The sequence below is a fragment of the Pseudomonas fluorescens genome (assembly GCF_003732425.1).
Classification (GTDB): domain Bacteria; phylum Pseudomonadota; class Gammaproteobacteria; order Pseudomonadales; family Pseudomonadaceae; genus Aquipseudomonas; species Aquipseudomonas fluorescens_BE.
Genome location: NZ_MOBX01000001.1, coordinates 169,226 through 181,524, shown reverse-complemented (window position 1 = coordinate 181,524; position 12,299 = coordinate 169,226). Strand labels below are relative to the sequence as shown.

The window sequence follows — 12,299 nt, the reverse complement described above, 5'->3', positions numbered from 1 at the left end:
GGGCTGATCGACGACTGGATGAGTGGCCTGGGGGCGAGACGGTTGCGTCGAAGCACGGAGATCGAAAGGCCAGTGTGCGGGGGTGGAAGTGAAGTCAGGCTGGCGCGTAAGTGGCGTAATGGAATCGATGGGTTGCGGCGAAACAGTAAACGGTTTGCGCGGTACTTTTGGGCTCATGGATTACTCGGAGTTGATTGGATTCATAGGCGTTTGAAGTTTCTGATTGAGTGCAAACGGGTATTTGTGTGTTTCGGTTTAAAAGTGGATCGGAGGCGGTCGGTTGTTTTTCAATGTTGTGGGTTGAACGTTGCTGGCGAGTTCAATGTAAATGATTTTTTTGTCGTGGAGTTGGCGAGGGATCACGGCGTTGCGGCAAATATGTAACTTGGGTTTTAGTTGGGGTTTATATGTAGGTAGTTGGTGTTATTTAACTAAGAATAATTACCGGGAGGGTACAAAACTGGCGTAGGGGAATAGCGCCACTCTTGTCGGAATAATCCTTAAAGAGTGGCGATTAGAGAAAAGAGAAAAGCAGGCGTATTCAGTACGCGTAACGCAACAGCGTGTGGGGCAGGTGGCGCAGCGCGAAGAAACTGAACAGTGCCACCAGTGCCGGCAGAACCAGCCACCAGACTTTGAAGGGCATCGCGTTGAGCGGGGCCTGACGCTGATTCAGCCACAGGCTTGCAGCACAGACGCACGTCGCCAGCATCGCGCCGGCCAGAACATCGGTCGGCCAGTGCGCCCCCAGGTAAACCCGGGAGAGGGCGATCGCCAGAGCCGGAATACAGCCGACCAGCAACCAGGTCAATCGCATACGGGGTGGCTGGCCGCGACCCGCGAGGACGGCCAGGGTCAGGAACAGCGCGAATGAGCCAGAAGCATGGCCACTGGGCATGCTGAAGCTGGTAATCGGGTCGCTCAGTACTTCCGGGCGAACCCGTGCGAAGAACAGCTTGGTCCCCGTGTTGGCCAGCGCCGTGCAAAGCAAAGTACTTCCCGCAAAAATTGCCTGACGCCACTGGCGGCACAGCAACAGCAGGCCTGTCAGCAGAATGCTGAACATCAGCATGTTGCGGAACTCGCCGATCAGGGTAAAGGTGACGGCGATTTCATCCAGCAGTGGTTGGCGATGTTCCTGCACCAGCGTCATCACGCCTTGGTCGAGGGCCGTCAAATACGGATAGCCGATGAACAGCCCCAGCAGAATCAACAAGCTCATGCTGCTGATCCACAGAGTCGCCCGGCGGTGACGGCGCAAGCTGCTGTTCGCGCTGATGCCAACCATGGCCGCGATGCTGGCAGCGACGATTCCGGCCTCAAGCCAGAAACCCTCGGGCAATGGCAAGCGAAACGCGGCGCCGGTGGCCCAGCCTGGCAGCAGATAGGCCAGGCTCCAGCCAGCGGCCGCCAGCAGGCTGACGACGGCGAAGCGCGGGAAGGGCATGTCGCACATCCCGGCAACCATTGGCAGCATCGGGCGCAGCGGGCCGATAAAGCGCCCGACCAACAGGCTGGCGATGCCGTAACGCTGGAAGTAGGTCTCGGCTCCGGCCATCCATTCCGGATGGTGGCGCAGACCCGGCAGGCGGCGAATGTTCTGATGGAAATGCCGGCCGAGGAAGTACGAGATCACGTCACCGAGGATCCCGCCGAGAAAGCCCAGCAACAAGGTTTCGCTCAGCGACAGCGCACCGCTGCCGGCCAGAACGGCCACCGCAAACAGCAACACGGTGCCCGGCACGATCAAACCGGCAATCGCCAGGCACTCCACAAAGGCAACAATGAACACCGCCACAGCCAGCCACTGTGGATTGGCCGCCAGCCACCCGGTCACGCTATCGACCCATGGGCCCATACAGAAAAACTCCAGTCATTGATTAACCCTGTGCAGGCGCAGCCGTCGGCAGCCTGCAGTGGCATATGTTTACCGCAAGAAATAATCCCGGCCTTCGACCTGACCGCGTCGCAGCGGGTTCCGCGTGCACCATTGCGCATAGGTCGCGTCGACAAAGCGGTACATCAGATGCTCGTCTCGGCCATGGGGAATGCCCAGTCGGGTGGTTTGAATGATTTGCAAAGGTGCTGGCCCTGTGTCTTCCACCAGCAGTACTTCATGATCGAAACGCTTGGCGTCCCACACCGGCACTTTCAAACCCAGCGCTTTGCACAGCAAGGTCTGCCCGGCGCAGAGCTTCTGCGACGGGCGTGGATGTCCCTGGGCGTCGGGGTTGTTCAGCAGCATCTGCGCCAGACTCGCCGGCCCGCTGATTTCATCGACCCACGGATAGGCGGATTTGATCAGCACTGCATTGCCGGGTCCCTGCGCGCTGAAGTTCAGCGAATCGCCGCCCCGGGCGTAATACATATAGATGTGGCCGCCATCCAGAAACAAAGCCTTACGTTTTTCTGTGTAGCCCAACGAAGCGTGACTGCCTTTTTCTGCGCAGTAATAGGCTTCGGTTTCGATGATTCGCGCGCTCAGCCACAGATCGCCAACCCGGTGGCGAATGACTTTGCCGAGCAGATCTTGCGCCAGCACTTGCGCATCTCGGTCGAAAAAGGCGTCCGGCAGCCCCAGCGGCAGGCGTTCGGCGCGGTTGCGAACGGTCAGGTTGGACATGGCAGGCAATGTTTATCCAGGCTCAGGAGGTCGTGATGATAACAACGCGCGGCTTAATTGGGCCTGAACGCCGGCGAATCCGCGTTCATTTCGACCATCCGCCCGTCACCGCTGTTAGTCCCGGGACACGACAGCTATAATCTGCCGCTTTCCTCTTTGCCAAGACCCCAGCAGACCATGACTGAGTCCGTTCTTGACTACATGACCCGATTGGGTCGCGCCGCCCGCGAAGCTTCCCGGGTCATCGGCCGTGCCAGCACCGCGCAGAAAAACCGCGCCTTGCAGGCTGCTGCCAATGCTCTGGATGCCGCGCGGGCCGAGCTTGCCGCAGCCAATGAGCTGGATCTGGCCGCCGGTCGTGCCAATGGTCTGGAACCTGCCTTGCTGGAACGTCTGGAACTGACCCCGGCGCGCATCGACGGCATGATCGTCGGTTTGCGTCAGGTCGCCGCGCTGCCGGATCCGGTCGGTGCAATCCGCGACATGAGTTTCCGTCCGTCGGGCATTCAGGTCGGCAAAATGCGCGTGCCGCTGGGCGTGATCGGGATCATCTACGAGTCCCGTCCCAACGTGACCATCGATGCTGCCAGCCTGTGCCTGAAGTCCGGCAACGCGACCATTCTGCGCGGCGGCTCCGAGGCGATTCACTCCAACCGGGCGATTGCCGCGTGCATTCAGCGCGGTCTGGCCGAGGCCGAACTGCCGGCTGCCGTGGTGCAAGTGGTCGAAACCACAGACCGTGCCGCCGTTGGCGCGATGATCACCATGCCCGAGTACGTCGATGTCATCGTGCCGCGCGGTGGCCGTGGCCTGATCGAGCGCATCAGCCGCGATGCCCGCGTGCCGGTGATCAAACATCTGGACGGCATCTGCCACGTCTACGTCAGTGCCCACGCCGATCTGCCGAAAGCCCAGCGCATTGCTTTCAATGCCAAGACTTATCGTTATGGCATCTGCGGTGCGATGGAGACGCTGCTGGTCGACCAGACGGTTGCCAAGGATTTCCTGCCATCGATGGCCGCGCAGTTCCGCGAAAAAGGCGTTGAACTGCGCGGCTGCGAGCGTACCCGGGCGATCATCGAGGCCGTGGCGGCCAGCGAAGACGACTGGAATACCGAGTACCTGGCGCCGATTTTGTCGATCCGCGTCGTCGACGGTCTGGATCAGGCCATCGAACACATCAACCATTACGGCTCCCATCACACCGACTCGATTGTCAGCGAAAACCTCGCCGACACCCGTCGCTTTGTGGCGGAAGTCGACTCGGCATCGGTGATGATCAACACGCCGACCTGCTTTGCCGATGGATTTGAATACGGATTGGGTGCCGAGATCGGCATTTCTACTGATAAGCTGCACGCCCGCGGCCCGGTGGGCCTCGAAGGGCTGACCTGTGAGAAGTACATCGTGGTCGGTGATGGCCAGTTGCGCGGCCAGGCGACGGTCTGACTTGACCGACCTCGACCTGACAGCGCCGCAAACCGGCAGCGAGTCCCGCCCCCGCCGTATCGGCGTCCTGGGCGGAACGTTCGATCCGGTGCACATCGGCCATTTGCGCGGTGGGCTGGAAGTCGCCGAAGCGCTGGCGCTCGATGAGTTGCGCTTGATGCCGAATGCGCGGCCGCCTCATCGCGGTACGCCACAGGTGTCGGCGCAGGATCGGCTGGCGATGGTCGAGTGTGCGGTGGCCGGAATGCCGCCGCTGGTGGTGGACGCCCGCGAATTGCAGCGGGACAAGCCGTCATGGACCATTGATACCCTGGAGTCGATGCGCGCTGAAATGCCCGCCGAGACCCAGGTTTTTCTGCTTTTGGGCTGGGACGCATTTTGCGGCCTGCCCACTTGGCACCGCTGGGAAGAGTTGCTCCAGCATTGCCACATCCTGGTGCTACAGCGCCCGGACGCCGACAGCGAACCGCCGGATGCCTTGCGCAACCTGCTGGCAGCGCGTTCGGTGAGCGACCCGCTGGCCCTGAAAGGGCCGAGCGGACAGATTGCATTCGTCTGGCAGACACCGCTCGCGGTTTCCGCCACCCAGATCCGTCAACTGCTGGCCAGCGGTAAGTCGGTACGTTTCCTGGTGCCCGACGCGGTCCTGGCCTACATCGATGCGCACGGTCTGTACCGTGCGTCGAACTGAACAAGGCGTGCTTCACTGATACGAATCCACGTGTCGCCAAGCCGCCGAATATATGAGCAAAACGAGTTTTATATGACTGACAAAGACCAAACCAAAGTAAAGCGCAAAGGCACATTCAAGAGCGCCCCGCTGCCTGAGCCGGTCAACACCAACGAGCCGCTGAAGGGCGACGAACTGGTCAAGCTGGCTGTGGCTGCCCTGGAAGACGTCAAGGCGCAAGACATCCAGATCATCGATGTTCGCGACAAGCAGAGCATCACTGACTACATGATCATCGCCACCGGTACCTCCAACCGCCAGATCAACGCGATGCTCGACAAGGTTCGCGAAGAAGTCAAAAAGCAGGGCGCCAAGCCGCTGGGCGAAGAAGGCAAGGGCGACAGTGACTGGGTGCTGCTGGACCTGGACCTGGTGATCGTGCACATGATGACCGCCTCGGCACGTCAGTTCTACGACCTGGAGCGCCTGTGGGCCGGTGCCGAGCAGAGCCGTGCGGCCGACGCCAAGCACCACAGCCCGGAAAATACCCACGAGCATTTCACCAAGCTCAACAAAGACCAGCTGTAAGGGATTGCTGTGCGACTGCGCCTGATCGCCGTCGGTTCACGCATGCCCAAGTGGGTGGAAGAAGGCTGGCATGAGTACGCCAAGCGTCTTCCGTCCGAGCTGGCGCTGGAACTGGTGGAAATACCGCTCAATACCCGTGGCAAGAATGCCGACGTGGCCCGATTCATCCGCCAGGAAGGCGAAGCGATGCTGGCCAAGGTCGGGCAGAACGAGCGGATCGTCACGCTGGAAGTCCACGGCAAACCCTGGAGCACCGAACAACTGGCGGTCGAACTTGACCGCTGGCGGCTGGATTCGCGCACGGTGAATTTCATGGTCGGTGGCCCGGAAGGGCTGGCACCGGAAGTCTGTGCCCGCGCGGACCAGCGCTGGTCGTTGTCGCCGCTGACGTTGCCGCACCCGTTGGTGCGGATCCTCATCGGCGAACAGTTGTATCGTGCCTGGACCGTGCTGTCCGGTCACCCTTACCACAAGTAAGCCAGCCCTCATGTCTCAGCCGATCCGCATCAAGGACCACGAAAAGGACGCACGCCTGGTGCGTAGCCGCGTCGTGTTCGGGGCCATTGCGATCATGTTGCTGATCGGCGTGTTGATCGCGCGGCTGTATTACTTGCAGGTGATCCAGTACGAGTACCACTCGACGCTCTCGGAAAACAACCGTGTCCATGTGCAGCCGATTCCACCGACCCGCGGGTTGATCTTCGACCGTAATGGCGTGGTGGTGGCGGACAACCGTCCGAGCTTCAGCCTGAGCATGACCCGCGAGCGCTCCGGCGACTGGCAGCAAGTGCTCGACGTGATCGTTGAAGTGCTGGAGCTGACGCCCGAGGACCGGGTGATTTTCGAGAAACGCATGCGCCAGGGGCGCCGACCGTTCGAGCCGGTGCCGATCTTGTTCGAGCTGACCGAGGAGCAGATCGCCCGCATCGCGGTGAACCAGTTCCGTTTGCCCGGCGTGGAAGTGGTCGCGCAGTTGGTTCGCCACTACCCGCAGGGCGCGCATTTTGCGCACTCGGTCGGTTACATGGGGCGGATCAACGAGAAAGAGCTGAAAACCCTCGATCCGGTCAACTACAGCGGCACCCATCACATCGGCAAAACCGGCATCGAGCGTTTCTACGAGCCGGAATTGCACGGCCAGGTGGGTTACGAAGAAGTCGAGACCAACGCCCGAGGCCGCGTTCTGCGGGTACTCAAGCGCACCGATCCGATTCCCGGCAAGGACATCGTTCTGAGCCTGGACATCAAGTTGCAGGAAGCCGCTGAGGCAGCATTGGGCGGGCGTCGTGGCGCAGTGGTTGCGTTGGATCCGAAGACCGGCGAAGTGCTGGCGATGGTCAGTCAGCCGAGCTTCGACCCGAACCTGTTCGTCACCGGGATCAGCTTCAAGGCCTACGCCGAGTTGCGTGATTCGATTGACCGGCCGCTGTTCAACCGCGTACTGCGCGGTTTGTACCCGCCGGGTTCGACGATCAAACCGGCGGTGGCGATTGCTGGCCTCGATTCCGGTGTAGTGACGGCATCGAGCCGGGTGTTCGACCCGGGCTATTACATGCTGCCCAACTACGACCACAAATACCGTAACTGGAACCGTACCGGTGATGGCTTCGTCGACCTCGACACGGCGATCATGCGGTCCAACGACACCTACTTTTATGACCTGGCTCACAAGCTTGGCATCGACCGGTTGTCGTCCTACATGAACAAGTTCGGCATCGGCCAAAAGGTCTCGCTGGACATGTTCGAAGAATCCCCCGGCCTGATGCCGTCCCGCGAGTGGAAGCGAGCGACGCGCAAGCAGGCGTGGTTCCCCGGCGAGACCCTGATCCTCGGGATCGGCCAGGGCTATATGCAATCGACCCCGCTGCAACTGGCCCAGGCCACCGCGCTGGTGGCCAACAAAGGCGTGTGGAACCGTCCGCACCTGGCCAAATCCCTCGAAGGGGTGAAACCGGTGGACGAGAATCCGATGCCGGACATCATCCTGCGTGATCCGTCGGACTGGACCAAGGTCAACCACGGTATGCAGCAGGTGATGCACGGTGCTCGCGGTACCGCGCGCAAAGCCGCCATTGGCGCGCAATACCGCATCGCCGGCAAGTCGGGTACCGCGCAAGTCGTGGCGATCAAGCAGGGTGAGAAGTACGACCGCTCCAAGGTTCAGGAGCGCCACCGCGACCACGCCTTGTTCGTCGGTTTTGCCCCGGCCGATGATCCACGCATCGTCGTGTCGGTGATGGTCGAGAACGGTGAGTCCGGCTCCGGCGTCGCTGCGCCCGTAGTGCGGCAGGTCATGGACGCCTGGCTGCTCGATCAGGACGGACGTTTGAAGGCCGAATACGCCAGCCCAATCAGTGCGGAGGCTACGGCCCGTGATGAATAACTTTGATCGCATGCTCTCCAGTGAGGATGTGATGCGTCGCCGCGCGACGTTGCTGCAAAGACTGCATATCGATGGCCCACTGCTGATCCTGCTGCTGATTCTCGCCGCCGGCAGCCTGTTCGTGCTGTATTCGGCGAGCGGCAAGAGCTGGGACCTGCTGGCCAAACAGGCCACGTCGTTCGGCATCGGCCTGGTGTCGATGATTGTCATCGCCCAGTTCGAGCCGCGTTTCATGGCGCGCTGGGTGCCGCTGGGCTATGTGATCGGCGTGGTGTTGCTGATGGTGGTGGACATCATGGGCCACAACGCCATGGGCGCCACACGCTGGATCAACATCCCCGGGGTGATCCGCTTCCAGCCTTCGGAATTCATGAAGATCCTGATGCCGGCGACCATCGCCTGGTATCTGTCCAAGCGTACGCTGCCGCCGCAGCTCAAGCATGTCGGCATCAGTTTGATGCTGATCGGTGTGCCGTTCGTGTTGATCGTGCGCCAGCCTGACCTCGGTACTTCGCTGCTGATTCTCGCCGGCGGTGCATTTGTGCTGTTCATGGGCGGGCTGCGCTGGCGCTGGATTCTCAGCGTATTGGCGGCGGCGATTCCGGTGTCGGTGGCGATGTGGTTTTTCATCATGCACGACTACCAGAAGCAGCGAATCCTGACCTTCCTCGACCCGGAAAGCGATCCGCTGGGCACCGGCTGGAACATCATTCAGTCGAAAGCCGCCATCGGCTCCGGCGGCGTATTCGGCAAGGGCTGGCTGCTCGGCACCCAATCGCACCTGGACTTCCTGCCGGAAAGCCACACCGACTTCATCATTGCCGTACTCGGCGAAGAGTTCGGTCTGGTGGGCATCTGCGCACTGCTGCTGATCTATCTGTTGCTGATTGGCCGGGGGCTGGTGATTACCGCTCAGGCCCAGACGTTGTTCGGCAAATTGCTCGCCGGTGCGTTGACCATGACGTTTTTTGTTTACGTTTTCGTCAACATCGGTATGGTCAGTGGCCTGTTGCCGGTCGTAGGGGTGCCGTTGCCGTTCATTAGCTACGGAGGAACTTCGCTGGTGACGCTGCTGTCAGCGTTTGGGGTTTTGATGTCGATCCATACCCATCGCAAGTGGATCGCACAGGTTTGAATAAGGTGAAGAGTTCAATGCAAGTTATGCGTGGCTGGGCGACTCGATGCGCGCCATTGGTGGGCCTGATGGGCCTGCTGGGCAGTGTGCAGGAAGCGCTGGCCGGCGAATACGAAGGCTCGCCGCAGGTGGCCGAATTCGTCGGTGAAATGACCCGCGACTACGGTTTCGCCGGTGAGCAACTGATGGCGGTGTTCCGCGAGGCTCAACGCAAACAGGCGATTCTCGACGCCATTTCCAAACCTGCCGAGCGGGTCAAACAGTGGAAAGAATATCGCCCGATGTTCATCACTGACGCGCGCATCGCCCGTGGTGTCGACTTCTGGCGTCAGCACGAGGCCACGCTGGCCCGTGCCGAGCAGGAATACGGCGTGCCGGCACAAGTCATCGTGTCGATCATCGGCGTTGAAACCTTTTTCGGACGTAATACCGGTAATTACCGGGTGATCGATGCCTTGTCCACGCTCGGTTTCGACTATCCTCCCCGTGCCGAATTTTTCCGCAAGGAATTGCGTGAGTTCCTGCTGCTGGCGCGCGAAGAGCAAGTCGATCCATTGACCCTTAAAGGTTCGTACGCCGGGGCCATGGGCCTGCCGCAGTTCATGCCAAGCAGCTTCCGCGCTTATGCGGTGGATTTCGACGGTGACGGCCACATCAATATCTGGAACAACCCGGATGATGCGATCGGCAGCGTCGCGAGCTATTTCAAGCGTCACGGCTGGGTCGCCGGTGAGCCGGTGGTCAGCCGCGCCGATGTCCGTGGCGAGCAGGTCGATGAAGGCCTGACTACCGGCATCGAGCCGACGAAAACCGTCGGAGAGTTGCGAGCGCTGGGCTGGTCAAGTCATGATGCGCTGCGCGATGATATGCCGGTTACTGCATTTCGCCTCGAAGGCGACAACGGCCCTGAATACTGGATGGGCCTGAAGAATTTCTACGCGATCACGCGTTATAACCGCAGCGTGATGTACGCCATGGCCGTACATCAACTGTCTGAACAGCTGGTTCAAGCACGGGGCGTCAAGTAATGCGGGCATTGCCTAACAATAAACCCCTGAAGCTGGTGGCATTCGCTGCGTTGGCGGTGCTGGTCGCCAGTTGTTCGACCAGCCGTTCGCCGACTCAGAAAACCTCCTCGACCGCTGTGCGTGCGCAGCCGGGCCTGGACATCAACCGTGCGCACAAAGATGGCGCACCGTGGTGGGACGTCGATGTGTCGCGCATCCCGGATGCCACGCCGACCCTGCACACCGGTCCGTACAAGGCCAACCCGTACACCGTGCTGGGCAAGACCTACTTCCCGCTGCAGGAATCGAAGACCTACGTGGCTTCGGGTACGGCGTCCTGGTACGGCACCAAGTTTCACGGTCAGAACACCGCGAACGGCGAGGTCTATGACCTTTACGGTATGAGTGCCGCGCACAAGACATTGCCACTGCCAAGTTACGTTCGGGTGACCAACCTGGACAACAACAAGAGCGTGATCCTGCGGGTCAATGACCGTGGTCCGTTCTATTCCGACCGCATCATCGACCTGTCCTATGCCGCGGCGAAGAAGCTCGGTTATGCCGAGATCGGCACCGCGCGGGTCAAGGTCGAAGGCATCGATCCTCAGCAATGGTGGGCCGCCAAGGGCCGTCCGGCGCCTTTGATGCTCAACGAGCCGCAAGTCGCGCAGAATAGCGCCCCGGTGATCACGGCCTCGGCCGGCACTGTCGAGCAGTGGACGCCACCGCCGCAGCAACATGCCTCTGACACCGTCCCAGTGCCGATGAGTGCAAAAAAAAACGCTTCTGCACCAGCGTCTGGCCAGTATCTGCAGGTGGGCGCGTTCGCCAACCCGGACGCTGCAGAACTGCTGAGGTCGAAGCTCAGCGGGATGGTGAGCGCTCCGGTGTTCATCAGCTCGATCGTGCGCAATCAGCAGACCCTGCACCGGGTACGCCTGGGGCCGATCGGCTCGCCGGGTGAAATCGCCCAGGTGCAGAACAGCGTGCGCCTGGCCAACCTTGGTTCGCCAAGTGTGGTCACCGAGTAATACGTAGAACTTGATTGACGGTTCACTTGCGGTATTGGGGGGTGAACCAGGTTGTTGGCTCGTCGAAGAACAAAAGCCCGGCAAGGGTGACTGGAGTGAGCAACTGAACACGCGATGGCTCGTTAGAAAGTCATCTGATTAAATTTTGTCCGCAAGGACAGTTTCCATTAGCGATTTCGAGAGACGGATGAACATCACCACCTTTGCCAAACGCCTGTGTCTGCTAGTCCCGCTGCTCCTCTCGCCAGCCGCCTTCGCGGCCGAGATGATGCCGTCGCCACCGCAACTGGCCGCCAAAGCCTACGTCCTCATGGATGCCGCCAGCGGCAACGTGCTGGTCGAGAACAACGGTGACCAGCGTCTGCCACCGGCCAGCCTGACCAAATTGATGACCGCGTACATCGCTACGCTGGAAATCCGTCGTGGCCAGATCGGTGAAAACGATCCGGTGACCGTCAGCGAAAACGCCTGGCGTACCGGCGGTTCGCGCATGTTCATCAAGGTCGGCTCGCAGGTAACTGTCAGCGATCTGCTGCATGGCATCATCATCCAGTCCGGTAACGACGCCAGCGTCGCATTGTCCGAGCACATCGCCGGCAGCGAAGACGCATTCGCCGACCTGATGAACAAGACGGTCACCGATCTGGGCATGACCAATACCCACTTCATGAACCCGACCGGTCTGCCGAACCCTGAGCACTACTCGTCGGCTCATGACATGGCGATCCTGGCCCGCGCGATCATCCACGAAGACCCGGCTCACTACGCGATCTACTCGCAGAAAGAGTTCTTCTGGAACGGCATCAAGCAGCCTAACCGCAACCTGCTGCTGTGGCGCGACAAGACCGTTGACGGTCTGAAAACCGGTCACACCGACGAAGCCGGCTACTGCATGGTGTCCTCGGCTGTACGTGACGGCCAGCGTCTGATCGCCGTGGTGTTCGGCACCAACAGCGAAGTGGCCCGCGCCGCTGAAACTCAGAAACTGCTGACCTATGGCTTCCGCTTCTTCGAAACCCAGACCTTCTATCAGAAGGGCACCGAACTGGCTCAGGCTCCGGTGTGGAAAGGCACCACCAATCAAGTCAAGGCCGGCCTGGCTGAAGACCTGACCATGACCCTGCCAAAAGGCCAGCTGAAGAAGCTCGCTGCGAGCATGACCATGAACCCGCAACTGACCGCGCCAATCGCCAAGGGCGACGTGATCGGTAAAGTCGAAGTCAAACTGGAAGACAAGGTCGTGCACAGCGCTGACCTGATCGCTCTGGATGGCGTCGAGGAGGGTGGTATCTTCCGCCGCATGTGGGATAGCATCCGTCTATTCTTCTACGGCTTGTTCAACTGATTAGTGTTGACCTGCATGGCCCCGCCCCGATCCGGTGCGGGGCCATGCGCGTTATCACGGCTTGCGCT

At 60.6% G+C, this 12,299-nt stretch carries 11 protein-coding genes; 9 read left to right on the top strand and 2 right to left on the bottom strand.

All coding sequences use genetic code 11. The features are described from left to right. Nucleotides 1-541 precede the first annotated feature (541 nt). Nucleotides 542-1,858, bottom strand: coding sequence for a bifunctional DedA family/phosphatase PAP2 family protein (locus BK670_RS00905; RefSeq protein ID WP_123448259.1), 1,317 nt, complete (start codon nt 1,856-1,858; stop codon nt 542-544). A 69-nt stretch (nt 1,859-1,927) separates the two neighbouring features. Continuing rightward, nucleotides 1,928-2,623 (bottom strand): DNA-3-methyladenine glycosylase, encoded by a 696-nt coding sequence (locus BK670_RS00900; protein ID WP_123448258.1) that lies wholly within the window; start codon nt 2,621-2,623, stop codon nt 1,928-1,930. Between the two features lie 177 nt (nt 2,624-2,800). Here BK670_RS00900 and BK670_RS00895 point away from each other — a divergent pair, with 177 nt between their 5' ends. From BK670_RS00895 to BK670_RS00855, 9 genes are all read left to right on the top strand, one after another. Continuing rightward, on the top strand, nt 2,801-4,072 hold the full coding sequence (locus BK670_RS00895) for a glutamate-5-semialdehyde dehydrogenase (protein ID WP_123448320.1): 1,272 nt from the start codon (nt 2,801-2,803) through the stop codon (nt 4,070-4,072). After that, nucleotides 4,041-4,763 carry a nicotinate-nucleotide adenylyltransferase gene (nadD, locus tag BK670_RS00890; protein WP_123448257.1) on the top strand — a complete coding sequence of 241 codons (723 nt, stop codon included), beginning with the start codon at nt 4,041-4,043 and terminating at the stop codon, nt 4,761-4,763. The genes BK670_RS00895 and nadD overlap by 32 nt, the downstream gene beginning before the upstream one ends. Before the next feature lie 72 nt (nt 4,764-4,835). After that, nucleotides 4,836-5,330 (top strand): ribosome silencing factor, encoded by a 495-nt coding sequence (gene rsfS / locus BK670_RS00885; RefSeq protein WP_016986117.1) that lies wholly within the window; start codon nt 4,836-4,838, stop codon nt 5,328-5,330. A gap of 9 nt (nt 5,331-5,339) precedes the next feature. Beyond that, nucleotides 5,340-5,807, top strand: coding sequence for a 23S rRNA (pseudouridine(1915)-N(3))-methyltransferase RlmH (gene rlmH / locus BK670_RS00880; protein ID WP_009051038.1), 468 nt, complete (start codon nt 5,340-5,342; stop codon nt 5,805-5,807). 10 nt (nt 5,808-5,817) lie between these two features. After that, entirely contained in the window at nt 5,818-7,713 is a 1,896-nt protein-coding gene (gene mrdA, locus BK670_RS00875) for a penicillin-binding protein 2 (RefSeq protein WP_123448256.1), read from the top strand. A 31-nt stretch (nt 7,714-7,744) separates the two neighbouring features. Beyond that, a complete protein-coding gene (rodA, locus tag BK670_RS00870; RefSeq protein ID WP_052229404.1) occupies nt 7,745-8,848 on the top strand; it encodes a rod shape-determining protein RodA in 1,104 nt (367 codons plus the stop codon). 17 nt (nt 8,849-8,865) lie between these two features. Then, complete coding sequence (gene mltB / locus BK670_RS00865; protein WP_123448255.1) at nt 8,866-9,876, top strand: lytic murein transglycosylase B; 1,011 nt, start codon at nt 8,866-8,868, stop codon at nt 9,874-9,876. After that, entirely contained in the window at nt 9,876-10,886 is a 1,011-nt protein-coding gene (locus BK670_RS00860; RefSeq protein ID WP_123448254.1) for a septal ring lytic transglycosylase RlpA family protein, read from the top strand. Before mltB ends, BK670_RS00860 begins: the two co-directional genes overlap by 1 nt. 187 nt (nt 10,887-11,073) lie before the next feature. Further along, on the top strand, nt 11,074-12,231 hold the full coding sequence (locus tag BK670_RS00855; protein ID WP_016986121.1) for a D-alanyl-D-alanine carboxypeptidase family protein: 1,158 nt from the start codon (nt 11,074-11,076) through the stop codon (nt 12,229-12,231). Nucleotides 12,232-12,299 lie beyond the last annotated feature (68 nt).